The following is a 23,147-nucleotide window of genomic DNA, read 5'->3' on the forward strand; positions in this document are numbered from 1 at the left end:
TAGACCGGCGGCGGCGCGCTCGCACCCGTGACGACGACGCTCGGCGCGCTGGTCAAGTAAGCGGCAGGCCGGCACGGCGCCCGCATCGTCGCAGACGATCGGGCGCCTCCTCAGCCTCAGCCTCAGCCTCAGCCTCAGCCTCAGCCTCAGCCTCAGCCTCAGCCTCAGCCTCAGCCTCAGCCTCAGCCTTGGCCTTGGCCTTGGCCTTGGCCTTGGCCAAAACCGCACCCAAAGCCAAAGCCGGTATCCAACCTCTTCCGCCCCCCGCGATCCCTTCCTTTTCCCGACAGTCTGCCTCCAGCAAGCCATCGAAATCGGTCCTGAAAGCAAGACACGTTAAAATCTCACCTCGCGTGGTGCGCCGCCCGCACCCGCCATCCATCGCCAGCCGCGTGCCCTCGGGCCGCCCCCGACCCATGGAGTGAGTGTCAATGAGCGGCGGACTTCCGTTTCCCGCATCCCGCAAGTCGTTGCCGTCCTCGACGGTCTTCCTGATTCTCGGCGCTGCCGCGCTGCTGTCCGGCTGCGGGCTGCTGCCGGTCCAGAATCCGCCCGCGCCGATCAGCGAGGCGCTCGTCGAGCCCGTCGAGGAGACCGCCGGCGAACCGCTGACGATGCCGCCCATGCCCGCGCCGACGCACCCGGAGGAACCGGAAGCGCCGAAGAAGCCGCACCGCGAAGTCGCGCGGCCGAAGCCCGTGCAGCGCCCCGAATCGCCGACACCGCCGCCGCCTCCGCCCGCGCCGATCGTCGCGACGCGCCCGCTCGACCGCACCCAGATCCACGCGTTGCTCGACAGCGAAGTCGCGCGACGTAACGGCAAGGTGATCGGCCGCGCGATCGACATGGTGACCGACGCGGGCGGCAAGCCGCGCGAGATGATCGTCAACCTGCAGGGTTTCATGGGCGTCGGCGACCGCAAGGTCATCTTCCCGTGGAACGCGTTCCGCTTCACGCCGGGCGGCAAACAGGAGCCGATCGTGCTCGACGTGCCGTCGGGCGACCTGCCGCCGGCCGTGCGGCCCAAGGCCGTTCCGCTGTCGGGTTCGGCCGCGGCTTCGCCCGCGACGCGGCTGCCGCTGCTCGACAGCGAGGTCGAGCGCCCGAACGGCACGAAGATCGGCCGCGTCGTCGACGTGCTGATCGACCGCGCGTCGCAGCCGCAGGCGGTCGTGCTCGATCTCGGCGGCCTCGTCAATACCGACCGCCGTTCGATCGCCGCGAGCTGGGGCGCGCTGCGCTTCGTCACGCGCGACAAGGCGCTGCGCCCGCAGCTCGACCTGAACGACGCACAGATCAAGGCGTCGCCGCCCTATGCGGCCGACAAGCCGATCGTCGCGGTCTTCCCGCCCGTCGCGCCGGCACCGGTGCCGGCTTCGTCTGCGAGTGCGACCCGATGACGATCAAGCATTCCGTCAGCGTACGCAGTCTCCGGTCCCTCGACTGGCTCAACTTCTTCGTTGCAAACGTTCAAACAGGGTTCGGTCCGTTCATCGCGTCCTACCTCGCGTCGCACAAGTGGACGCAGGGCGAGATCGGCATGGTGCTGTCGATCGGCACGATCAGCGCGATGGTCAGCCAGGTGCCCGGCGGCGCGGCCGTCGATGCGCTGAAGAACAAGAAAGGCGCGGCCGCGTGGGCGATCGCGGCCATCATCCTGTCCGCGGTGCTGCTCGCGTCGAGCCCGACGATCGTGCCGGTGATCGCCGCCGAGGTGTTCCACGGTTTCGCGAGCTGCATGCTCGTGCCGGCGATGGCCGCGATCTCGTTCTCGCTCGTCGGCCGCGCCGACCTCGGCGACCGGCTCGGCCGCAACGCGCGCTGGGCATCGATCGGCAGCGCGGTCGCGGCGGGCCTGATGGGGCTCACCGGCGAATACTTCTCCGCGCGCGCGGTGTTCTGGCTGACTGCCGTGCTCGCGCTGCCCGCGCTGTTCGCGCTTGCGATGATCCAGCCGACGCACGAAGTGATCCCGCAGTCGTCGAAGCCCGACGACCGTGACGAAGCCGGCGAACGCGAAACGCTCCTCGAACTGCTGCGCGACCGCCGGATGCTGATCTTCGCGGCGTGCGTCGTGCTGTTCCACCTGTCGAACGCGGCGATGCTGAACCTCGCGGCCGGCGAAGTCACGGCCGGGATGGGCGAGAACGTGCAGCTCGTGATCGCCGCGTGCATCATCGTGCCGCAGGCGATCGTCGCGATGCTGTCGCCGTGGGTCGGGCGCTCCGCGCAACGCTGGGGGCGCCGGCCGATCCTGCTGCTCGGCTTCTCCGCGCTGCCGGTGCGCGCGCTGCTGTTCGCCGGCGTGAGTAGCCCGTACCTGCTGGTGCCCGTGCAGATGCTCGACGGCATCAGCGCGGCCGTGTTCGGCGTGATGCTGCCGCTGATCGCGGCCGACGTCGCGGGCGGCAAGGGCCGCTACAACCTGTGCATCGGGCTGTTCGGGCTCGCGGCCGGGATCGGCGCGACGCTCAGCACGGCCGCGGCCGGCTACGTCGCCGATCACTTCGGCAACGCGGTCAGCTTCTTCGGGCTTGCGGGTGCCGGAGCGCTGGCGGTGCTGCTGGTCTGGCTCGTGATGCCCGAAACGCGTGTCGAGAACGGCGACTCGGCGGCCGACGAACCGGCCGCCGCATCGCCCGAACAGGCGCACTGACGCCCGCGCGGCGCCGTTACCCGCTTCTTGGCCAACACATGATGGATACGATCAGGACACTCAACGAAGCCCGCCAGCAGATCCAGCAGTCGATCTTCGATCTGTTCAAGGGACTGTCATTCAGCGAGCGCCTCGTGCAAGGCGGGCTGATGGCGCTGCAGGCCGTGTGCGGCGCGTGCCTCGCGTACGTGATCGGCCACGCGCTGCACACCGAACAGGCCGTGTGGGCCTCGATCACCGCGATCGCCGTGACGCAGCACAATTACTCGGACACGATGTCGCTGTCGCGCGACCAGTTCGTCGGTGCGATGGTCGGCGGCGTGCTCGGCTTCGCCGGTGCGGCGCTCGGCGGCGACCGCCTCGCCGCGTATGCGATTACCGTCGCGGTCGTGATCGTCTGCTGCTGGTGCCTGAATGTCGGTAGCGCGGCCCGGCTCGGCGGCGTGACCGCGACGATCGTGCTGCTGTTTCCGGGCAACGGCCCGCTGTGGGACATTCCGCTGATGCGGCTCGGCGAAGTGACGCTTGGCACCGTGTGCGCGCTGGGCGTGTGCTGGGTGATGTCGAAGATCGAGCGCCGCTGGTTCCGCCACGCAGCGGCAAAGTGACGCGGCAGCCCGGCACGCATCGCGGCATCGCGATGCGTGCCGGGCGATCGGCAAGGTCAGTCGCCGATCCGCAGCACGATGCCGGAGCCGATCTGCACCAGCAGGTGATCCCCGCCGACGCCGACCCATTGATAGCCGCGCGGCGGAGGGCTCAGGCGATAGCCGCGCCAGTCGTCGATCACGTACTGGCGGTCGCGGAACTCGGGGGGAAGCCGGTCGCCCTTGTGCCACTCGCGGCGCGGCTGGTCGGCCCAGCGCGGCGGCACGTCGTCCGCATGGCGCATTTGGCCGGGCGGCATGTGTTTCGGGCCATGGCCGCGCTGCATGCCGTGGCCGCCCTGGTCGTGGTGGTTGTCGTGGTCCTGCGCCATCGCGGCCGGCGCGGCGAAACCCGCCGCGATCAGCGCGGCCAGCATCATCCCGTGCATCTTCTTCATCGTGCCTTCCCTCCGTGTTGTCACGTCGAACGAAACCACGCGAACTACCCAAAGAAGACTAGCACACGGTACCGCGCGGCCACTTGACCGCGCGTTACGCCGCCTGCTGCTGGTACTGGATCCGGTGCAGGTGCGCGTAGAGGCCGCCGTGGCGCAGCAATTCGTCGTGGCTGCCCTCTTCGACGATCTTGCCGGCCTCGAGCACGAGGATGCGGTCCGCACGCTCGATCGTCGACAGCCGGTGCGCGATCACGAGCGTCGTGCGGCCTTCCATCAGCCGTTCGAGCGCGGCCTGCACGTGGCGCTCCGATTCCGAGTCGAGCGCCGACGTCGCTTCGTCGAGAATCAGGATCGGCGCGTCCTTGTAGATCGCGCGCGCGATTGCGAGCCGCTGGCGCTGGCCGCCGGACAACCGCATCCCGTTGCCGCCGACGAGCGTGTCGAGCCCGTCGGGCATCGCCGCGACCGCATCGGCGAGGTTCGCCGCCTCGAGCGCGGCCTGCACGCGCGCGCGGTCGGGCGTCTGCCCATACGCGACGTTCGCGGCGATCGTGTCGTTGAACAGCACGACGTCCTGGCTGACCATCGCCATCTGGCCGCGCAGCGCATGGAGGTCGTAGTCGGCAACCGGCACGCCGTCGACCAGGATCGCGCCGTCGGTCGGGTCGAAGAAGCGCGGCAGCAGGTTCACGAGCGTCGTCTTGCCGCTGCCGGACGGGCCCGCAAGCGCGATCATTTCACCGGGCGCGACCTTGAACGAGATGCGGTCGAGCGTCGGCCGCTCGGCCGCGCCGTAGTCGAACGACACGTTGCGGAACTCGATCTCGCCGCGCGCATGCGGCAGCAGCCGGCTGCCGCCCTGCGGCTCGGCCGGTTCGTCGATCAGTCCGAAGATCAGTTCGGCAGCCGTCATCCCGCGCTGCAGCGGCTGGTTGACGTCGATCAGGTGCTTGAGCGGCGAGATCACCAGCAGCATCGACGTGACGAACGCGACGAAGCCGCCGACCGTCGTCTGGTCGTTCGACGACTGCACGACCGCGATCGTGATCACGACCGCGAGCGCGATCGACGCGAGGAACTGCGTAAGCGGCTGAGCAAGGCCGCCGGAGATCGTCATGCGCATCGCGTAGCCGCGCAGGCGCTTGCTCATCTGCGTGAAGCGGTCCATCTCGTACGCTTCGCCGTTGTGCACCTTGACGACCTTGTAGCCGCCGACCGTCTCCTCGACGATGTACGACAGCTCGTTGGTCAGCGTCTGGTGCTCGCGGTTCAGGCGGCGCAGGCGACGGTTGATCTTGCTGACGAGCCAGCCGATGCCGGGCAGGATCACCGCGACGATCAGCGTGAGCCGCCAGTTCAGGTAGAACAGGTAGCCGAGCAGGAAGATCACCGTCAGCGAATCGCGCACGAGCGTCACCATCACGCCCGTCAGCACCGACAGGATCTGGTTGACCTCGAACACGATCGCGTTGATCACCGTGCTCGCGGTTTCGCGCTGGAAGAACGACGCGCCCGTGTGGAGCATCCGCTGGAACATCTCGAGCCGCAACTGCAGCAGGATGCGGTTCGATACATAGTTGAGCAGGTAATTCGACGCGTACTGCGATACGCCGCGCACGAGCGCGAGGCCGATCACCGCGATCGGCACGTACCATTTCGCGCTGTCGCTGCCATGGGAGCCGAAGCCATGGTCGAGGAGCGGCTTGAGCAGCGCCGGGATCCCGGCCTCGGTGGCCGCGACGACGCCCATCGTCATCACGGCGAGCACCACGATGCCGATCAGCGGCCGGATGTACGGCCACAGGCGCTTGAGGACCGTCACCGGCGAGGTGCCCGTGCCGTCCATCGGTTTGCGAAGAGTGTTCTGGGTTTCCAAGGCAATCCTTCTTGAGCCGCGAAGCGGCGCCCGGACGTGGCCGCCCGGGATTTCGCCCTGTCGGGCAGGTGCCGAAAAGGGCTCAACATTATAGCCGTACCGCCCCGGCCGGCACGGTCATGGCCGACGCGGGCAGCGGCCGGGCCGCGGGTATACTGCCGCTCACCGTTTTCTCCGCCTTTCCGACGATTTCATGGCTGAACCCTCCCTCGGCGTCGCCCTCATCGCCCTCAACGCGTCCGCGCGGCTCGCGCAGTGCCTTGCCGCGCTGTCGTTCGCCGACGACGTCGTCGTCATCGACGGCGGCAGCACCGACGATACCGTCGCGATCGCGCAGGCGCACGGCGCGCGCGTGATCGTCGAGCGCGACTGGCCGGGCTTCGGCCCGCAGAAGAACCGCGCGGTCGACGCGCTCGACACCGACTGGATCCTGTCCCTCGATACCGACGAAGTCGTCACCCCGGAACTCGCGCAGTCGATCCGCGACACGATCCGCGCACCGGCTGCGCAGGTCTATGCGGTCGACCGTCTGTCGAGCTTCTGTGGCCAGTGGATCCATCACAGCGGCTGGTATCCGGACTGGATCCCGCGCCTGTTCCGGCGCGGCGCCGCGCGCTTCTCGGACGATCTCGTGCACGAGCGCCTCGTGTTCGATGGCGCCGCGCAGCGCCTGTCCGGCAAGCTGATGCACTACTCGTACGAGGATTTCGAAGCCGTCGTGCGCAAGCTCGACGCGTATTCGACGGCCGGCGCGCGCCAGCGCCGCGCGGCCGGCCAGCGCGGCGGCTTCGGCAAGGCGCTCGCGCGCGGCGCATGGGCGTTCGTGCGCACCTACGTGCTGCGGCGCGGCTTCCTCGACGGCCGCGCCGGCTTCATGATCGCCGTGTTCAACGCGGAGACCGTGTATTACCGCTTCCTGAAGCTCGGCCACGAACGGGCGCGCTGAGCGCCCGCCCGGCACGCGGCCGGCCCGGCGTTACAATGCCGGGCCGGCCGCGCCGCGCGTGCCCGCCCGACCGGCGGCGCCACGCGCCGCCCGCCACGACGACCACCGAATCCGACTGCCATGTTCTCCATCATCATTCCGACCTGGAACAACCTGCCGTACCTCAAGCTCGTCGTCGACAGCCTGCGCCGCCACTCCGCGTACGACCACCAGATCATCGTGCACGTGAACGACGGCTCGGACGGCACGCTCGACTGGGTGCGCAGCGAAGGCATCGAACACACAGCGTCGCCGACCAATATCGGCATCTGCCACGCGGTGAACTGGGCCGCCGCGCGCGCAACGCGCGACTACGTCGTCTACATGAACGACGACATGTTCTGCTGCCCAGGCTGGGACACGGCGCTCGTGCGCCGCATCGAACAGATGCCGACCGACCTCTTCATGCTGTCGGGCACGATGGTCGAGCCGGTCGACACACGCAACCCGTGCGTCGTGGTCAGCAATTTCGGCCGCGACGCCGAACATTTCGACGCGGCGGGCCTCGTCGAAGCGGCCCCGAAGCTCGTGCGCGCGGACTGGCTCGGCTCGACCTGGCCGCCGACGCTCGTGCACCGCGACTGGTGGAACCGGATCGGCGGCTACAGCAGCGAACTGTCGCCCGGCATGAGCAGCGACAACGACTTCTCGATGAAATTCTGGGATGCCGGCTGCCGGATCTTCGTCGGCGTCGGCGACAGCCTCGTCTACCACTTCCAGCAGAAGAGCACGGGCAAGATCGTCAAGAACGACGGCCGCCGCCAGTTCCTGAACAAATGGGGCATGACCCAGGCGACGTTCGACCGCTACTACCTGCATCGCGGCGAGCCGGCCGGCACGCGCATCGCGCTCGACGCGCCGGCAGTCGACGGCCGCCTGAAGCGCGCGCTGCTGCGCTCGCGGATCAAGCGCGCGTTCAGCTGATCGGGCCCCGAAAACCGCACGGAAACGCCGCCTGCTTCGCGTATACTCTGCGCCGTTCGTCCCGGATCTCCCGCCGGGGCGCGCGGCGCGCAGCACGATGTCCGCAAGCCGCATTCGTTCATTCGACAGGTTCCGATGCTTTCGTTTTCTGCTCCCGCCTCGCGGCGCCTGACGGCCGCCCGCGCATTCGCCGTTGCCGCGCTCTGCATGGTCCCCGTCTCGACCGCGCTGACCAACGTGTTCTGCGGGCTGTTCGCCGCCGCGCTCGTGATTTCCCCCGAATTCTGGCGCGACCTGCGCTCGTTCGTCACCGACCCGGCTTCGCTCGCGGCGCTGCTGATCCTGGCCGCGCTCGCCGCCAGCGTCACCTATACGGTCGCGCCGCACAACAAGGCGTGGAACTGGGTCGCCAAGTACGACAAGCTGCTGCTGCTGCCGTTCGCCGTGCTCGCCTTCCGTCATTCGAACTGGGCGCCGATCGTGCAGCGCTGCTGGTTCGGCACGCTGTGCGTGATCCTGCTGCTGTCGACGACCAACTATCTCGGCCTGACCTCGATCGGGCCCGCGCACTCGACCGAGCTGCCGCTGTCGCGCGCCTGGGTGTTCAAGAACCATATCGCCGCCGGCATGTTCGGCGCGCTGCTGTTCTACCAGGCGGCCGATCTCGCGCTGGCGGCCCGCACGGCGCTGTCGCGCGCCGCGTATGCGGGCATCGCCGCGTGGTCGCTCGTCAACGTGTTCGTGATGCTGCAGGGGCGCACCGGGCAGGTCATCGCGCTGCTACTGATCCTCGTCGTCGCCGTGCGTTTCGTGCTGTTGCTGCGCCGGCAGTCGCCGCTGCGCGCGGGGCTCGCCGCCGGCGTGTTCGTGCTGGCCGGTGTCGCGCTCGTGGTCGCCGCGTGCACGGTTCACAACGGCCGGCTCGTGAAGGTCGTGACGGAAGTGCAGCAATACCGGCAGAGCGACGCAGCCACGTCCACCGGGCTGCGCCTCGAGTGGTACAAGAAAGGGCTCGAGCTCTATCGCCAGCGCCCCGTGCTCGGCTATGGCGCGGGCGGCCTCGAGTCGGAGTTCGAGCGGCTGACGGCCGGCAAGACGGCGGCCGAAGGCCAGCTCACGTCGAACCCGCACAATGAATACCTGCTGATGGCCGTGCAGCTCGGCACGCTCGGCCTGCTGCTGTTCGTCAACCTGATCGTGCAGATCGCACGCGGCAGCCGCGCGCTCGATCCGCGCTCGCGGCATCTGCTGCTCGGCTGGCTCGCGATCTTCGCGATCGGCAGTCTCGCGAATTCGCTACTGCTCGATTTCGCCGAAGGGCACCTGATCGTGCTGCTGGCCGGCATCCTGCTCGGCTGCGGCGAGCGCGGCGAGGCGCTACCGCGCGAGACGTCGGCGATCCGGCGCAGCGCGTAACGCGCAACGGCATACGCTCTGCTGGCGGCCGGCTTCGGCCACCGCGGAGCTCGCCATCTTCGAAGGAAACAGGCTGCGCGGCTCGTCACGAAACAAGCCACCGGCAACCAGCGGAAAACGCGCGCTTCCCGCGCGTCAGTCGGATCAAGTGCGATGCAGTCGCGACGTGTCGACGAGGGCTTCGGCCGGGCCCGGCGGATTCAGCCCGAGCATCTCGGCCGCCGCGGCTTTCACGCGCTGCGCACCGAGATGCACAAGGCAGTCGCTGCGGCTGTCGACCTTGCGCTCGCAGCCCTCGTGCCGGCACGGCACGCAATCACCCTCCCCCTGCAGCAGCCACACGTTCCCGTGCCGTCCCGAGCCGCGCAGCGGCCACGGATTCTCGGTCGCGGGCCAGTGCTGCGGCCACGGCCCCCAGCGCACGGGGTCGGACGGGCCGAACAGCGCGATCGTGTCGGTGCCCGTCGCAGCCGCGACGTGCGTCGCTCCGGTGTCGGGTCCGATGAAGAGCCGTGCGCGCCGCACCAGTTCGGCGCTTTCGCCGAACGTCAGGCGGCCAACCAGGTTCAGCACGTCGCCGCCCGCTTCGGTCGCGATCTGCTCCGCATATTCGCGCTCGCTGTCGGCCGGGCCGCCCGACAGCGCGACTGCGAAGCCGTGCTCGCGCAGCCAGCCGACCATCTCGACCCAGCCGTCGAGCCGCCATTGCTTGTAACGGAACATCGGATACGGATGCAGGACGACCAGCGGCCTGCCGTCGCGAATCGCCGGCGACTCGGCAAGCCACGCGTCGAAACGCGCGCGCCGCGCCGGATCGCTGCCGATGCCGGGCGCGACGACCTCGGACACCGGCTCGATGCCGATCACGGGGGCAAGCGCGAGCGTGCTGACGACCGTATGCGCGGATTCGTGGTGATTGATCGCGATCCCGTTCAGCATCATCCGCGTGAGCCACGTCACGCGGTTCGGATCGACGAGGCCCACCCGCTTGCGGCCCGCGAACCAGCTGTAGAAACGCGGCCGGTCGGAGCTCAGCGCCGCGCACGCGAGATCGTAGCGGCGCCACATCGACAGCGCGTCGCGCAGCCGCTCGCGGAATCCCGCGCGCTGCGCGACGACGATCACGCGACGCACGTCCGGATTGTGCTCGAGCACGCCTTCGGTGCCGCGAAACACCAGCATGTCGATCTGCGCTTCCGGCCAGCGTGCCTTCAGCGAGCGCACGAGCGGCGTCGTCAGCAGCACGTCGCCGATGCGGCGCGGTGCGGCAACGAGGATGGTTCTGGGCGGGCGGGCGGAAGAAAACAGGGCCACGGCAATGGGGGTATCTGCTGGCTGAACAAGGCTGGCAATGTACAGGATTTTGCAGCAGCCGGCGCGGTATGGCGAATCGGCCGTGCAGCGGCACTGTTGCGGCCCCGGCGGCAGGCGCACCGCGCGCCAGTGCCGATGCCGTACGCGGTGCCTGCGATCCCCGTGGTGCTACGAAGCGACCGTCATGATCATCGGCGTGTCGGCAGCAGCCGGCCGCGTGTGTGCCGCGTCGCCCAACGGTTCGTCGCGATGGGTGGCCTGCGGCAGCAGGTGAAGCACCGCGCGCTCGACCGCGTCGACGCCGATCGCGTCGACGGTCGCGCCGGCGCGCAGGATCACGTGCGGCACGCCGAGCGGATGCCAGCGCAGGTATTTCTCGGGACGATCCTCGAACAGCGCGGCGACGGGCACGCCGAGCGCCGACGCGAGATGCACGGGAGCGCTGTCAGCCGAGACGATCGCATCGAGCAGGCTCGCGGCAGCCACCAGTTCGGCGACCGACGACGGCGCGACATGGCGCGCGCACACGTCGCGCCACGAGTCGTCCTCTGGAGCATGGCCGATGGCCGGATCGCGGAACACGATCACGTCGGCACTCGGCGCCAGGCGCTCGGCGAGGTCGCGCCAGCGGTCCACCGGCCAGCGGCGCTCGGCTGCCTTGTTCGTCACAAACAGCCCGATGCGCGGCTTCGTGCGCGCGCCAAGCAGCCGATACCATGCATCCTGCAGCGCGCGGTCGGGATGAACCGACAACTCGAGACGGTCGAGATCGGCGCAGCCGAGTTCGGGCACCAGCCGGAAACCCGACAGCGCCTCGTGGCACATCGGCCGCTGCGCGACATGCTCGGGCTTGCGATCGTCGAATTCGGTCTCCGCATCGTGCCAGCGGCAATCCTTCGCGCCGATCTGACGCGCGAACTGCATGCTGCTGCGATGCATGCCGCCGTTCGGCACGACCACGAGGTCGAACCGCAAGCGACGCAGGCGGCGCACGAGCCGCAGGCGGTCGAAGAATGCGCGCATCCGCCCGGGGCGGTCGTTGCGCTCGCATTGGCGGCTGTACACGTAGGTGTGGATCGTGTCCACGTCCGGGTTTCCGGCCAGCGCGGCCGCGTTGTAGCGGTTCGCGACCACATGCAGCTCCGCGCCGGGCCAGCGCGCCTTCAGCGCGCCGAGAAACGCCGTCGTGCACAGCATGTCGCCCAGAAAATCAATCCGGATCACGAGGATCCGCTGCGTCGGGTTCCCATTGGCCATGGTCATGTGGTGACTGTCAGTTTTTTTGTCGTCGCGACGGGCCATTCCACGGCATCCGGTTCCGGGACGGCCTTGTCGCATGTCGCCGCTTGCCGCACGGATCCGCCCCCGTTTATGTGCGCGATACCGGCGCCACCCGCCGGACGAGCGACGGTCGACGCCGCAGTCGTGCGGCTAGCGCCGGATTGTATAGCGTCCGGATGGCCAGCCCAAGACCCGCTCGCGCGAACATGAAAAACGGCCCGCCGCACCGCACGATGGCGATGCGACGGGCCGCATGGCGCGACAGCCGTCCGGCGGACGCGCGGTCAGTGTCAGTACGTGATTTCGACGACGCTGCCGTCGAACGCCGCACGCAGCTCCGCGAGCAGCACGTCGCTCGGCTTCACGCGCCATGCGTCCCCAAGGCGCATCTCACCCTGTGCCCGCGCGTTGCTGTAGTGGACCTGGACCGCGAGTCCGTTCGGCAGCGGCGCCTGCGGGCGGCGACCACCATCGCGCCCGCCGCCGCGCGGCGCAGGCGCTTCGATCACGTTCGCAGCCGCCGGATCGTCCTTCGACACGTGCGGTTCGAGCACACGGCGCAGCGCGGTCGCGTCGGCGTTGCCGTTCATCGTCAGCCGCACGGCCTGCGCGTAGCGGCTGCGCGCGCGTTCGAGATCCATCACGGTATCGGCCGTGAAGCGGATGCCGCCCGTGAACGCATCGTTGCGCGCCTGCCCCTGCACGATCAGCAGCTCGTCTTCCTTGAACAGCGCCTTGTTCGCCTCGAACTGCTCGTTGAAGATCGTGATCTCGCACTGGCCCGAACCATCGTCGAGCAGCACGATCAGCATCTTGCCGCGCTGGGTCATCTGCGTGCGCAGCGACGCGATGATGCCGGCCACGAGCTTGTCGCGCCCTTCCTTCAGGTCGCCAACCTTCTGCCGCACGAAGCGGCGCACCTCGTCGCGATACGCGTCGAACAGGTGGCCGGACAGGTAGAAGCCGAGCGCGCCCTTCTCTTCCTGCAGGCGGCGCTTGTCGTCCCACGCGGGCTCGTCGACGAGCGCATGCGCGTGCGGCGACTCGGCGCCCATGTCGAACAGGCCGGCCTGCATCGCGTTCGCCTCGGCCTGGTCGGCCGCCTCCATCGCCAGCGGCACCGACGCGATCAGCTGCGCACGGTTCGTATTCAGCGAATCGAACGCGCCGGCACGGATCAGCGCCTCGACCGTGCGGCGGTTGACCACGCGCCGGTCGATCCGCTCGCAGAAGTCGAACAGGTCGGTGAACGCCTTTTCCTCGCGGGCGCGCAGGATTTCCTCGATCGCGTTCTGGCCGCTGCCCTTCACCGCGCCGAGGCCGTAGCGGATCGTGCGCGAGCGCTTGCCGTCGGCTTCGGCGACCGGCTCGAAGCGGTAACGCGACTGGTTGATGTCGGGCGGCAGCACGGCGAGGTTGTTCACGATGCAATCGTCGAACAGGATCTTCACCTTGTCGGTGTCGTCCATCGCGAGCGTCATGTTGGCCGCCATGAATTCGGCCGGATGGTGCGCCTTCAGCCACGCGGTGTAGTACGCGAGCAGTGCGTAGGCAGCCGCGTGCGACTTGTTGAAGCCGTAGCCCGCGAACTTCTCCATCAGGTCGAAGATCTCGTCGGACTTCTCGCGCGTGAGGCCGTTCGCTGCCGCGCCCTCGGCGAAGATCTCGCGGTGCTTGGCCATCTCCTCGGGCTTCTTCTTGCCCATCGCGCGACGCAGCAAGTCCGCGCCGCCGAGCGAGTAGCCGCCGATGATCTGCGCCATCTGCATCACCTGCTCCTGATAGACCATGATGCCGTAGGTCTCTTTCAGGACGGGTTCGACGCGCGGATCCGGATAGTCGACCTTCTCGCGGCCGTGCTTCCGTGCGCAGAAGCTCGGGATCAGGTCCATCGGGCCCGGACGATACAACGACACGAGCGCGATGATGTCCTCGAACCGGTCGGGCTGCGCATCCTTCAGCATGCCCTGCATCCCGCGGCTTTCCAGCTGGAACACGGCGACCGTGTTGGCCTTCTTCAGGATCTGGAACGAGGCGGGATCGTCGAGCGGCACCTGCGCGAGCGACCAGTCGGCCTTCGACGGATCGAGGCGGCGGATGTAGCGCTCGGCCCAGTCGAGGATCGTCAGCGTCGTGAGACCCAGAAAGTCGAACTTCACGAGGCCGACGGCTTCGACGTCGTCCTTGTCGTACTGGCTGACCACGCCGCCGTCGTCGCCCTGTGTGTACAGCGGGCAGAAATCGGTCAGCTTGCCGGGCGCGATCAGCACGCCGCCCGCGTGCATCCCGACGTTACGCGTGAGGCCTTCGACGCGCTGCGCGAGATCGAGCAGCTGGTGCACTTCGTCCTCGTGGTCGTAGCGCTCCTGCAACTGCGGCTCTTCCTTCATCGCGTCGGCGATCGTCACGTGCTTGCCCGGCTTGAACGGGATCAGCTTCGCGACGCCGTCGGTGAACATGTAGCCGAGGTCGAGCACGCGGCCGATGTCGCGCACGGCCGCCTTCGCAGCCATCGTGCCGAACGTGGCGATCTGCGACACGGCGTCCGCGCCGTACTTCTCCTTCACGTACTGGATCACGCGATCGCGGCCGTGCTGGCAGAAGTCGATGTCGAAGTCGGGCATCGACACCCGTTCCGGGTTCAGGAAGCGCTCGAACAGCAGGTTGTAGCGCAGCGGGTCGAGGTCGGTAATGCCGAGCGCGTAAGCGACCAGCGAACCCGCGCCCGAGCCGCGGCCCGGGCCGACCGGCACGCCGTTGTTCTTCGCCCAGTTGATGAAGTCCGCAACGATCAGGAAGTAGCCCGGGAAGCCCATCTTCGTGATGGTCCCGCACTCGAATTCGAGGCGCTTGTAGTACGTGTCGCGCTGCGCGTCGCGCTCGGCTTCGGCCGGATACAGCTGCGCGAGACGGGTCTCGAGCCCTTCCTTCGACAGCTGGACCAGGTAGTCGTCGAGCGACATGCCGTCTGGCGTCGGGAACAGCGGCAGTTTCGGCTTGCCGAGCTCGAGCTTCAGGTTGCAGCGCTTCGCGATCTCGACCGTGTTCGCGATCGCCGACGGCAGGTCGGCGAACAGCGCGGCCATGTCGTCCTGCGTGCGGAAATACTGGTCGGTCGTGAAACGCTTCTGGCGCCGCGGGTTCGCGAGGATGTCGCCTTCCGAGATGCACACGCGCGCCTCGTGCGCGGTGAAATCGTCGTCGGTCATGAACTGCGTCGGGTGCGTCGCGACGACCGGCAGCTTCAGCGCCGCGGCGAGCGTCGCGGCCTGCTGGATGTACGCCTCGGCGCCCGGCTGGCCGTAACGCTGCAGCTCGATGTAGAAGCCGCCCGGGAACACCTTCGCCCAGCGCTCGGCGTGACGGCGCGCGGCTTCTTCATTGCCCGCGGCAAGCGCGAGCCCGATATCGCCCTGTTGCGCGCCCGACAGCGCGAGCAGCCCCTGCGCGAGCTCGCCGTCGAGCCAGCTCGCGTCGAGTTCCGCACGGCCGCGGTACTGGTTCGTGAGCCACGCCTTCGACAGCAGCTCGCAGAGATTCAGGTAGCCGACCTTGTCCTTGACGAGCAGCAGCAGCCGCGACGGCTTGTCGCGGTCGTCCGGATTGGCGATCCAGACGTCGCAGCCGGCGATCGGCTTGATGCCCTTGCCGCGGGCTTCCTGGTAGAAACGGACAAGGCCGAATGCATTGCCGAGATCGGTGAGCGCGAGCGCGCCCTGACCGTCTGCGGCCGCCGCCTTGACGATGTCGTCAATGCGCACGATGCCGTCGGCAATCGAGAATTCGGAGTGAACGCGAAGATGGACGAAGCGGGGATCTGACATGGGCGCTATTGTAGCCGCCCCGCCGCGCACGCTGCCCAAAAAATCCCCGCGCTGGCCGTTCGGCCGATGCCCGCGACCGCACGCCGCGCGGCTGGCCGAACGGCCGGGTGCCGGCCCGAGCGCGGTTTGCGGGATAATACGGTTTTTCGAATCAACGCCCCGGCTTCGCACCCTTTTTTGCGGGCCGCCGTGCGGCCGTTTTCCCGTCGGACCAACATGACCATCGTCAACCTCGCCGCCTACCACTTCGTGTCGCTCGACACGAACGAGCAATGGCGCCCGCTCGTCACCGCCCGCTGCAACGAACTCGGACTGCGCGGCACGATCCTGCTCGCGCCGGAAGGCATCAACCTGTTCATCGCCGGCACGCGCGAAGCCGCCGACGCGTTCATCGCGTACATCCGCCACGATCCGCTGTTCGAAGGCAAGTTCGCGTCGCTGCAGTTCAAGGAAAGCCTGTCCGACTCGCAGCCGTTCCGCCGCATGCTCGTGCGCCTGAAGCGCGAAATCATCACGATGAAGAAGCCGGCGATCAAGCCGGAGCTCGGCCGCGCGCCGTTCGTCGACGCGCGCACGCTGAAGACGTGGCTCGACCGCGGCCACGACGACACGGGCCGCCCGGTCGTGATGCTCGACACGCGCAACGCATTCGAGGTCGACGTCGGCACGTTCGACGACGCGCTCGACTACCGGATCGACAAGTTCAGCGAATTCCCGGAAGTGATCGACGCGAACCGCGCCGACCTCGAAGGCAAGACGGTCGTGTCGTTCTGCACGGGCGGCATCCGCTGCGAGAAAGCCGCGATCCACATGAAGGAAATCGGCATCGAGAACGTGTATCAGCTCGAAGGCGGGATCCTGAAGTACTTCGAGGAAGTCGGCGGCGCGCACTATCACGGCGACTGCTTCGTGTTCGACTACCGCACCGCGCTGAACCCGCAACTCCAGCCCACCGAGAACGTCACGTGCTTCGCGTGCCGCGCGGTCGTCACGCCGGAAGCGCAACAGTCGCCGAGCTACGTGCCCGGCCAGTCGTGCCCGGCCTGCGCACCGGCAGCCAGCGCCGCTTGACCGCGCGCTGCCCCGCGGCGCCCCGATGACTGCCTATCGCGGCCGCTTCGCCCCGATGACTGCCTATCGCGGCCGCTTCGCACCGTCGCCCACCGGCCCGCTGCACTTCGGCTCGCTGGTCGGCGCGCTCGCGAGCTGGCTCGACGCGCGCGCACACGGCGGCGCATGGCTCGTGCGGATCGAGGATCTCGACGGCCCGCGCACGGTGCCCGGCGCGGCCGACGACATCCTCGCGACACTCGCGCATTTCGGCATGACGCCCGATGAGCCACCCGTCTGGCAAAGCACGCGCGATGCCGCCTATACGGCCGCACTCGAACGGCTCGTCGCGGCCGGGCTCGTCTATCCGTGCGGCTGCACGCGCAAGGAAATCGCCGATTCGCTGCGCGCCGCGCACGAGCGCCACACGACGCTCGCCTACCCGGGCACCTGCCGCACCGGCCTGCACGGCAAGCCCGCGCGCGCGTGGCGGCTGCGCGTGCCGGACGGCGACGACGCGATCGTCACGTTCGACGATCGCTGGCAGCACGCGCAATCGCAGAACCTCGCGACCGAAGTCGGCGATTTCGTGCTGAAGCGCGCGGACGGGCAATGGGCCTATCAGCTCGCGGTCGTCGTCGACGATGCCGATGCGCACATCACGCACGTCGTGCGCGGCGCCGACCTGCTCGACTCGACCGCGCGCCAGATCCACCTGCAGCACTGCCTCGGCGTGCCGACGCCGCAGTACCTGCACGTGCCCGTCGTCGTCGATGCGAACGGCGACAAGCTCAGCAAGCAGACGGGCGCGACCGCGCTCGAACGCGACGATCCGCTGCCTGCGCTGCAGGCAGCGGCCGCACACCTGGGCCTCGCGCCCGACGGCGCGCTCGCAGGCACGACGCTCGATGCGTTCTACGCAGCCGCAACGGCCGCGTGGGCGACGCGCTTCGGGCCGCAGGCCGGCTAACGCGCGGCAGCGCGCCGGTTTCGCGGCGGTCGAGACCTGCCGGATACCGGCTGCATCGCTCGCCGCCCGCGCCCTCTTTCGCCCCCTCTTCGAACCGCGGCCCCAATGAAAAACGGGCACATGCTCATCGCATGCACCCGCTCTACTTGCGGCGCTCGCGCGCCGCACCGTCACGTCCGCCTGGCTTATGCCGACGGCTTGCGCGGCATCCCGAACCCGCCGAGCAGTGCGGCGACCTGACGCTTCGGCCCCTTCTTCTCGGGCTGCTGCGCGGGCTGCGCGTCGTCGTGCTGCTTCGCCGGCGCCGACGGCTCGTACGGCTTCAGGAAGAAATCGTCGACCGGCGCTTCGTGGCGACGGTGATGACCACGCTCGGAACCGCCCGACCGGCGCCCCGACGCACCGCGATGCTCGTCGCGATCGCGACGGCCGCCGCGCTCGCCGCTCCGTTCGCCACCGCGCTCGCTGTTGCGATCGCCGCCGCGGTCGTTGCCGCGCTCGTCGTGACGATGACGCGCCGGCTTGTCGAGCGTGAGCGTCTGCATTTCGAGCGGACGCTTGATCAGCTTCTCGATATCGGCGAGCTGCTTGCGCTCGTTCGGGCTGCACAGCGACAGCGCGTCGCCTGTCGCCCCCGCACGGCCGGTACGGCCGATCCGGTGCACGTAGTCTTCCGCGCTGAACGGCAGGTCGAAGTTGATCACGGCCGGCAGTTCGGCGATGTCGAGGCCGCGCGCGGCCACATCGGTCGCGACCAGCGCCTCGATCTCGCCGCGCTTGAACGCGTCGAGCGCCTGCATCCGCTCGATCTGCGTCTTGTCGCCGTGGATCGCCGACGCGACCACGCCGTCGCGCTCGAGATTGCGCGCGAGCCGGCTTGCGCCGATCTTGCTGTTGCAGAACACGATCACCTGCTTGAGGCCGCGATCGCGCAGCAACTGCACGACGGCCGCCTGCTTGTCGCCTTCGGCGACGTCGTAGACGATCTGCGTGACGTTCGCGTTCGTCGAGTTGCTGCGCGCGACTTCGATCGTCTGCGGGTTGCGCAGGTAGGTCGACGCGAGCTTCTTGATTTCCCCCGAGAAGGTGGCCGAGAACAGCAGCGTCTGGCGCTCCTTCGGCAGCAGATTCAGGATGCGCTGCAGATCGGGCAGGAAGCCCATGTCGAGCATCCGGTCGGCTTCGTCGAGCACGAGGATCTGCACCTGGCCGAGATTCGCCGTCTTCTGCTGCACATGGTCGAGCAGGCGGCCCGGCGTCGCGATCAGGATCTCGACGCCGCGGCGCAGTTCGGCCATCTGCGGGTTCATGTCGACACCGCCGAACACGACCGCGCTGCGCAGCGGCGTGTGCTTCGCATACGCGTGCACGTTCGCGGCGACCTGGTCGGCGAGTTCGCGGGTCGGCGTGAGGATCAGCGCCCGCACCGGGTGGCGCGCCGGAGACGCGCTCGTGTTGGCCTGCGGCAGCAGCCGCTGGATGATCGGCAGCGAGAAGCTCGCGGTCTTGCCGGTGCCCGTTTGCGCGGCGCCCATGACGTCGCGGCCGGCGAGCACGACCGGGATGGCCTGCGCCTGGATCGGCGTCGGCGTCGTATAGCCCTGCTCCGCAATGGCTTTCAGGATATCGGCGGCAAGGCCGAATTGATCGAAGGTTGCGTCGACGGGCTTGGCGACAGAATCGGACATGGTGGCGTTTCGCTCAAAAGGCGCGGCGGGGACATCGTGCGTCAGGCCGGCCGGGCCTGCGCTCATCACAATTCGGAAATAGACGGAGCCGCGGCGCGCCGCGCGGCGCCGCTCTGGCGCTTGGGACCGGTTCAATGCGAACGCTGGACGCCAGGCCGTGCGGACTCCGTTCGGCGCGAATGCCGGCGGAAAGGGGCGTATTGTAGCACTGCGCGGCCAACTGTCCGTGACAACGCCGCGAACGGCCGTAACAGCGGTTCGTGCGGCGGGCCCGGGCAGGCCTGCGCGGTCGACTGGCTGCCCGGTCTGACTATTCCAATCGGCCAGTGGAGAATATCAGGGGCCGGATCGCGGATCGCCGTGCCGGATCGCCGTGCCGGATCGCCCGCTGCCGGCCCGCTGCCGGCCTGCATGCCCGGCCGTCAGGCCCGGGAGCCGGCCGCCGGCAGGCGCCGGCGGTGCACGATCCACGTCCGCGCCGGGCGCTCAGCCCTTCTTCTTTTTCTTCTCGACCTGCACGCAGTCGCCCAGCAGCGGCGGCGAATTCTGGTCGGCGATCTCGTCGCGCAGCGTCGCTTCCTTGCCTTTCGTCCACCACGTATAGCGGCCGGCCTGGTAGCGCGCACCCGACGCCGACACGGTGTCGACGAACAGCATCTGCTTCCCGTTGACCGGCACGAGCGCGAAGCTCTGGCCGTTGCCCGCGAGCCAGTACGACACGCGCACGGACTGCTTCTGGTTCGCGCACTGGTAGACGGCGAACTGGCGCGAATCGGCGTCGATCTCTTCGACGGTCAGTTGCGCGGCATGCGCGACGGAAACGGCAGAGCCGGCGAGCGCGAGCGTGGCGAGGGTTTGGCGGATCATGCAGGTTCTCTCACGAGACGAGTGGAAACGCGCCTTCGCGGGGCGCGCGATGATTGTTGGCGATCGCGTCGGGTATCGTGATCAGGGATCGATGACGTCGGCACACGCGTCGGTCGGTGCGGCTGCGACATGGCCGACCAGCGGCACGATCTTGAGCCCGGCCGAGGCCACCCGGCACGGTGCGGCCGCGAGGCCGCAACCCGCGAGACTCGCGGCAAGCGCCAGCGCGGCGGCCAGCTTTCCGATACGCAGCCACTTCGGCGTCATCGTCGTCTCCTGGATACGTCAGCGCGCCGACACGGGCCGGACGGCCGCGGCGGCACGCTTCGCGCGTTCGCGGGCTTCGTCGACGGTCGCGCCGGTCGCCAGCGCGACGCCCATGCGCCGCTTCGCAAAACTTTCCGGCTTGCCGAACAGGCGCAGGTCGGCGCCCGGCACCGCGAGCGCGTCGCGCACGCCTTCGAACGCGATCCCGCGCTCGTCGAGCCCGCCGTAGATCACCGCCGATGCGGCCGGCGTACCGAGCGCCGGATCGACCGGCAGCCCGAGAATCGCACGCGCGTGCAGCTCGAATTCCGACTGGCGCTGCGACGCGAGCGTGACGAGGCCCGTATCGTGCGGCCGCGGGCTCACCTCGGAGAACCACACGTCGTCGCCACGCACGAACAGCTCGACGCCGAACATCCCGCGCCCGCCGAGCGCCTCGGTGACCTTGTGCGCGATCTCGCGCGACTTCTCGAGCGCCGCGGCGCTCATCGGCTGCGGCTGCCACGACTCGACGTAGTCGCCCGCGACCTGCACGTGGCCGACCGGCTCGCAGAAGTAGGTGCGCGTGGCGTTCGTCGCCGGGTCGATCGCGCGCACGGTGAGCTGCGTGATCTCGTAGTCGAAATCGATGAAGCCCTCGACGATCACGCGGCCGTGGTTCACGCGGCCGCCCGCCATCGCGTAGTCCCACGCCGGCTTCACGTCGGCTTCGGTCTTCACGACCGACTGCCCCTTGCCCGACGACGACATCACGGGCTTCACGACGCACGGCATGCCGATTTTCGCGACGGCCGCGCTGAACGCCTCGAACGAATCCGCGAACGCATACGGCGACGTCGGCAGGCCGAGCGCCTCGGCCGCGAGCCGGCGGATCCCTTCGCGGTTCATCGTGAGCTGCGTCGCGCGCGCGGTCGGGATCACCTCGGCGAGGCCGGCCGCCTCGATCGCCGCGAGCGCGTCGGTCGCGATCGCCTCGATCTCGGGCACGATCAGGTGCGGGCGTTCGGCCTCGACGATCGCCCGCAGCGCGGCGGCGTCCGTCATGTCGATCACGTGCGCGCGATGCGCGACCTGGTGGCCCGGTGCGTCCGGATAGCGGTCGACCGCGACGACTTCGACGCCGAGCCGCTGCAACGCGATGATGACTTCCTTGCCGAGTTCGCCGGCGCCGAGCAGCATGACGCGCGTGGCCGAGGGTGAGAGCGGCGTACCGAGCCGCTGACCGATCTGCATGTGATTTCCCGCTTCTGGTGGAGGACGAAAACGGCTCCGATGTTAACACGCGCGATGGTGCCCGTTTTGGGCGTTTCGACGCGCCGGTGCCCGGCCGCGCACGGCGCGTGGACGGGCTGCGAACGTTTTCATGCGCGAAGTGTCGGCTCGCCTGCCGCGGGGCGGGTGCGTTACTCTTACGCCTTGATCAGAATCCGATGAGGAACGAGGCTCATGTCCCACCTGTCCGCCGCCGCACGCGCACGCACCGGCCTGCTTCGCCCGTTGCGCGCGCCGCTCTGCGCGTTGACGCTTGCCACGCTTCTCGCCGCCTGCGCGATGCCGACCCACCCCGATTCCGCCGCCCCCGCGCCCGACCCGTACAACCCGGCCGCCGTCCAGCTGCTCGACGACACAAGCTGGGAACTCACCAGCTGGCTGAACGCCGACGGCACGCAGCGCGCGATCCCGCACGGCGACAACGGCGAGCCGATCAAGCTCGCGCTGTCGACCGACTCGGGCATCCGGCGCGCGAGCGGGTTCTCGGGCTGCAACCGCTACATGGGCACCTACGCGATCAAGAACGGCCTGTTGAACTTCGGGCCGCTCGCCGGCACGCGGATGGCCTGCCCGAACACGCTCGGCGGCCAGCTCGAAGCCGCGTACCTCGACGCACTTGCCCACATCGACAAGACCGGCGTGCAGATGCGCGAGCCGAAGCAACTACAGATCGTGACCGCTACCGGCGCAACGCTGACCTTCACGCACCGGAGCCCCTGATGCACGGCGCGCGCGAAGGCCGACCGACCGCCTTCGCGTGGCGCGCCATGCGCGTGTGCCGTGCACACGCGTCGCGCGGCGTGAATCGGATGCACGCCGCGTTAGAGTCTTGTACGCCGGCCGGTTAAACTCGGCGGGTCGCGCCCCGTGCGCCCCTCCCCACTCCTGTTTCAAAGCATGCACACGGTTGTCTTCGGCTGGTTCGGCATCTCCGCCGTCTGGTTCCTCCTTCTCTTCTGGCGTCTCGTGCAGGCGATGCTGCCTGGCGGCGGCGGGCTCGCCGGCCGCGGCTCGATCCGCCTGTGGCTCGGCTTCGCCGCGGTGTTCGTGGCGAGCTGCACGCTGACGAGCCCGCTGTCGGGCCCCGACACGAACGCGCTCGGCCATGCGTTCTCGGCAGGCTTCGCCCACCTGCTCGGCCCGATCGGCACGCCGGTCGCGATGGTCGTGCTGTTCTTCGCGGGGCTGCCCTGGCTGACCGGTATCGGCTGGCGGCAGTTCGCCGCGTGGGTCGACACGTCGTTCGGCGTCAAGCTGTCGCGCGACGGCGGTGACGACGACGCGCGCGGCATCGCCGACCTGCCGCGCAGCGCGCTGCATCGCGACGACGACGTCATCCAGCCGACCACCGCGCATACCGTCAATTCGATGGCGCCGCGCCAGAACGGCCGGTACTCGCGCCCGACGCTGTGGAAACCCGACCCGCAGGCGCGGCCGAAGCCGCGCAGCAGCACGCCCCCGCGTCCTCATGTGGAACCCGTCGCGCCGTCGGGCTGGTTGAAGCCGACCGCGCCCCAGCGCAGCATGCCGACACCGCCCGCGCCGATTCCCTCGGCCAACGCGATGCCGCCGCCCACGACCGGCAGCACCGCCAGCCTCGCGCGCGCCGCGGCGAACTCGCAGGTCCCGCGCCCCGATCCAGCCCCGCTTCCTGTCGGATTCGAACCCGTCCGCCCGCGGCCGACTGCCGCACGACCGGCCACCGCCGCGTT

At 69.0% G+C, this 23,147-nt stretch carries 18 protein-coding genes and 1 pseudogene; 10 read left to right on the forward strand and 9 right to left on the reverse strand.

Features of this window, described 5'->3' with window-relative positions:
- The first annotated feature begins 431 nt into the window (after nucleotides 1–431).
- Genes G3N64_RS31695 through G3N64_RS31705 form a run of 3 tightly spaced genes read left to right on the forward strand, consistent with a single transcriptional unit; the run spans nucleotide 432 to nucleotide 3,264 of the window.
- Nucleotides 432–1,400 (forward strand): PRC-barrel domain-containing protein, encoded by a 969-nt coding sequence (locus tag G3N64_RS31695; protein WP_205787694.1) that lies wholly within the window; start codon nucleotides 432–434, stop codon nucleotides 1,398–1,400.
- The gene (locus tag G3N64_RS31700) at nucleotides 1,397–2,656 is read left to right on the forward strand and encodes an MFS transporter (protein WP_205787695.1); all 1,260 of its coding nucleotides are present in this window, start codon (nucleotides 1,397–1,399) and stop codon (nucleotides 2,654–2,656) included. The genes G3N64_RS31695 and G3N64_RS31700 overlap by 4 nt, the downstream gene beginning before the upstream one ends.
- Before the next feature lie 41 nt (nucleotides 2,657–2,697).
- Nucleotides 2,698–3,264, forward strand: coding sequence for an FUSC family protein (locus G3N64_RS31705; protein ID WP_205787712.1), 567 nt, complete (start codon nucleotides 2,698–2,700; stop codon nucleotides 3,262–3,264).
- 56 nt (nucleotides 3,265–3,320) lie between these two features.
- On the opposite strand, the gene G3N64_RS31710 is transcribed toward G3N64_RS31705, so the two are convergent.
- Nucleotides 3,321–3,701: an RcnB family protein gene (locus G3N64_RS31710; RefSeq protein ID WP_205787696.1), complete on the reverse strand. Its 381-nt coding sequence runs from the start codon at nucleotides 3,699–3,701 to the stop codon at nucleotides 3,321–3,323.
- Nucleotides 3,702–3,795: 94 nt separating this feature from the next.
- On the reverse strand, nucleotides 3,796–5,547 hold the full coding sequence (msbA, locus tag G3N64_RS31715; protein ID WP_241021312.1) for a lipid A export permease/ATP-binding protein MsbA: 1,752 nt from the start codon (nucleotides 5,545–5,547) through the stop codon (nucleotides 3,796–3,798).
- Between the two features lie 223 nt (nucleotides 5,548–5,770).
- Here msbA and G3N64_RS31720 point away from each other — a divergent pair, with 223 nt between their 5' ends.
- From G3N64_RS31720 to G3N64_RS31730, 3 genes are all read left to right on the forward strand, one after another.
- Complete coding sequence (locus G3N64_RS31720; RefSeq protein ID WP_205787700.1) at nucleotides 5,771–6,523, forward strand: glycosyltransferase family 2 protein; 753 nt, start codon at nucleotides 5,771–5,773, stop codon at nucleotides 6,521–6,523.
- Nucleotides 6,524–6,643: 120 nt separating this feature from the next.
- The gene (locus tag G3N64_RS31725; RefSeq protein WP_205787701.1) at nucleotides 6,644–7,486 is read left to right on the forward strand and encodes a glycosyltransferase; all 843 of its coding nucleotides are present in this window, start codon (nucleotides 6,644–6,646) and stop codon (nucleotides 7,484–7,486) included.
- 135 nt (nucleotides 7,487–7,621) lie between these two features.
- A complete protein-coding gene (locus G3N64_RS31730; RefSeq protein ID WP_205787702.1) occupies nucleotides 7,622–8,902 on the forward strand; it encodes an O-antigen ligase family protein in 1,281 nt (426 codons plus the stop codon).
- Between the two features lie 144 nt (nucleotides 8,903–9,046).
- Here G3N64_RS31730 and G3N64_RS31735 read toward each other — a convergent pair whose 3' ends face one another.
- From G3N64_RS31735 to dnaE, 3 genes are all read right to left on the reverse strand, one after another.
- Complete coding sequence (locus tag G3N64_RS31735) at nucleotides 9,047–10,216, reverse strand: glycosyltransferase family 9 protein (RefSeq protein WP_205787703.1); 1,170 nt, start codon at nucleotides 10,214–10,216, stop codon at nucleotides 9,047–9,049.
- 168 nt (nucleotides 10,217–10,384) lie between these two features.
- On the reverse strand, nucleotides 10,385–11,473 hold the full coding sequence (locus G3N64_RS31740) for a glycosyltransferase family 9 protein (protein ID WP_205787714.1): 1,089 nt from the start codon (nucleotides 11,471–11,473) through the stop codon (nucleotides 10,385–10,387).
- 314 nt (nucleotides 11,474–11,787) lie between these two features.
- On the reverse strand, nucleotides 11,788–15,321 hold the full coding sequence (dnaE, locus tag G3N64_RS31745) for a DNA polymerase III subunit alpha (RefSeq protein WP_205787704.1): 3,534 nt from the start codon (nucleotides 15,319–15,321) through the stop codon (nucleotides 11,788–11,790).
- Between the two features lie 216 nt (nucleotides 15,322–15,537).
- On the opposite strand from dnaE, the gene G3N64_RS31750 reads away from it, so the two are divergent.
- The gene (locus G3N64_RS31750) at nucleotides 15,538–16,392 is read left to right on the forward strand and encodes a sulfurtransferase (protein WP_205787707.1); all 855 of its coding nucleotides are present in this window, start codon (nucleotides 15,538–15,540) and stop codon (nucleotides 16,390–16,392) included.
- Between the two features lie 55 nt (nucleotides 16,393–16,447).
- Nucleotides 16,448–17,341: a tRNA glutamyl-Q(34) synthetase GluQRS gene (gene gluQRS / locus G3N64_RS31755; RefSeq protein WP_205787716.1), complete on the forward strand. Its 894-nt coding sequence runs from the start codon at nucleotides 16,448–16,450 to the stop codon at nucleotides 17,339–17,341.
- Between the two features lie 185 nt (nucleotides 17,342–17,526).
- On the opposite strand, the gene G3N64_RS31760 is transcribed toward gluQRS, so the two are convergent.
- The 4 genes from G3N64_RS31760 to purT all read right to left on the reverse strand — a co-directional run bounded on the left by G3N64_RS31760 (nucleotide 17,527) and on the right by purT (nucleotide 21,396).
- The gene (locus tag G3N64_RS31760) at nucleotides 17,527–19,095 is read right to left on the reverse strand and encodes a DEAD/DEAH box helicase (protein ID WP_205787708.1); all 1,569 of its coding nucleotides are present in this window, start codon (nucleotides 19,093–19,095) and stop codon (nucleotides 17,527–17,529) included.
- Nucleotides 19,096–19,515: 420 nt separating this feature from the next.
- The gene (locus tag G3N64_RS31765) at nucleotides 19,516–19,896 is read right to left on the reverse strand and encodes an MliC family protein (protein WP_205787709.1); all 381 of its coding nucleotides are present in this window, start codon (nucleotides 19,894–19,896) and stop codon (nucleotides 19,516–19,518) included.
- A gap of 81 nt (nucleotides 19,897–19,977) precedes the next feature.
- Complete coding sequence (locus tag G3N64_RS31770) at nucleotides 19,978–20,163, reverse strand: DUF6726 family protein (protein WP_043189004.1); 186 nt, start codon at nucleotides 20,161–20,163, stop codon at nucleotides 19,978–19,980.
- Between the two features lie 18 nt (nucleotides 20,164–20,181).
- Nucleotides 20,182–21,396, reverse strand: coding sequence for a formate-dependent phosphoribosylglycinamide formyltransferase (gene purT, locus G3N64_RS31775; protein ID WP_205787710.1), 1,215 nt, complete (start codon nucleotides 21,394–21,396; stop codon nucleotides 20,182–20,184).
- Between the two features lie 213 nt (nucleotides 21,397–21,609).
- On the opposite strand from purT, the gene G3N64_RS31780 reads away from it, so the two are divergent.
- Nucleotides 21,610–22,155, forward strand: coding sequence for an META domain-containing protein (locus tag G3N64_RS31780; RefSeq protein ID WP_205787711.1), 546 nt, complete (start codon nucleotides 21,610–21,612; stop codon nucleotides 22,153–22,155).
- A gap of 177 nt (nucleotides 22,156–22,332) precedes the next feature.
- Nucleotides 22,333–23,147 (forward strand): annotated as a pseudogene (locus tag G3N64_RS31785) (DNA translocase FtsK); the annotation flags it as partial.

Origin of the sequence: Burkholderia sp. Ac-20344, assembly GCF_017104975.1 — a bacterium.
Classification (GTDB): Bacteria; Pseudomonadota; Gammaproteobacteria; order Burkholderiales; family Burkholderiaceae; genus Burkholderia.

Excerpts from the sequence above, each read along its gene's own strand:
- G3N64_RS31720 (WP_205787700.1), top strand. The coding sequence starts at position 5,771 with ATGGCTGAACCCTCCCTCGGCGTCGCCCTCATCGCCCTCAACGCGTCC.
- G3N64_RS31770 (WP_043189004.1), bottom strand. The coding sequence starts at position 20,163 with ATGACGCCGAAGTGGCTGCGTATCGGAAAGCTGGCCGCCGCGCTGGCG.
- G3N64_RS31765 (WP_205787709.1), bottom strand. The coding sequence starts at position 19,896 with ATGATCCGCCAAACCCTCGCCACGCTCGCGCTCGCCGGCTCTGCCGTT.
- G3N64_RS31730 (WP_205787702.1), top strand. The coding sequence starts at position 7,622 with ATGCTTTCGTTTTCTGCTCCCGCCTCGCGGCGCCTGACGGCCGCCCGC.
- G3N64_RS31705 (WP_205787712.1), top strand. The coding sequence starts at position 2,698 with ATGGATACGATCAGGACACTCAACGAAGCCCGCCAGCAGATCCAGCAG.
- G3N64_RS31780 (WP_205787711.1), top strand. The coding sequence starts at position 21,610 with ATGTCCCACCTGTCCGCCGCCGCACGCGCACGCACCGGCCTGCTTCGC.
- msbA (WP_241021312.1), bottom strand. The coding sequence starts at position 5,547 with ATGGACGGCACGGGCACCTCGCCGGTGACGGTCCTCAAGCGCCTGTGG.
- dnaE (WP_205787704.1), bottom strand. The coding sequence starts at position 15,321 with ATGTCAGATCCCCGCTTCGTCCATCTTCGCGTTCACTCCGAATTCTCG.
- G3N64_RS31710 (WP_205787696.1), bottom strand. The coding sequence starts at position 3,701 with ATGAAGAAGATGCACGGGATGATGCTGGCCGCGCTGATCGCGGCGGGT.
- G3N64_RS31695 (WP_205787694.1), top strand. The coding sequence starts at position 432 with ATGAGCGGCGGACTTCCGTTTCCCGCATCCCGCAAGTCGTTGCCGTCC.
- G3N64_RS31725 (WP_205787701.1), top strand. The coding sequence starts at position 6,644 with ATGTTCTCCATCATCATTCCGACCTGGAACAACCTGCCGTACCTCAAG.
- G3N64_RS31750 (WP_205787707.1), top strand. The coding sequence starts at position 15,538 with ATGACCATCGTCAACCTCGCCGCCTACCACTTCGTGTCGCTCGACACG.
- gluQRS (WP_205787716.1), top strand. The coding sequence starts at position 16,448 with ATGACTGCCTATCGCGGCCGCTTCGCACCGTCGCCCACCGGCCCGCTG.
- purT (WP_205787710.1), bottom strand. The coding sequence starts at position 21,396 with ATGCAGATCGGTCAGCGGCTCGGTACGCCGCTCTCACCCTCGGCCACG.
- G3N64_RS31740 (WP_205787714.1), bottom strand. The coding sequence starts at position 11,473 with ATGGCCAATGGGAACCCGACGCAGCGGATCCTCGTGATCCGGATTGAT.
- G3N64_RS31700 (WP_205787695.1), top strand. The coding sequence starts at position 1,397 with ATGACGATCAAGCATTCCGTCAGCGTACGCAGTCTCCGGTCCCTCGAC.
- G3N64_RS31760 (WP_205787708.1), bottom strand. The coding sequence starts at position 19,095 with ATGAGCGCAGGCCCGGCCGGCCTGACGCACGATGTCCCCGCCGCGCCT.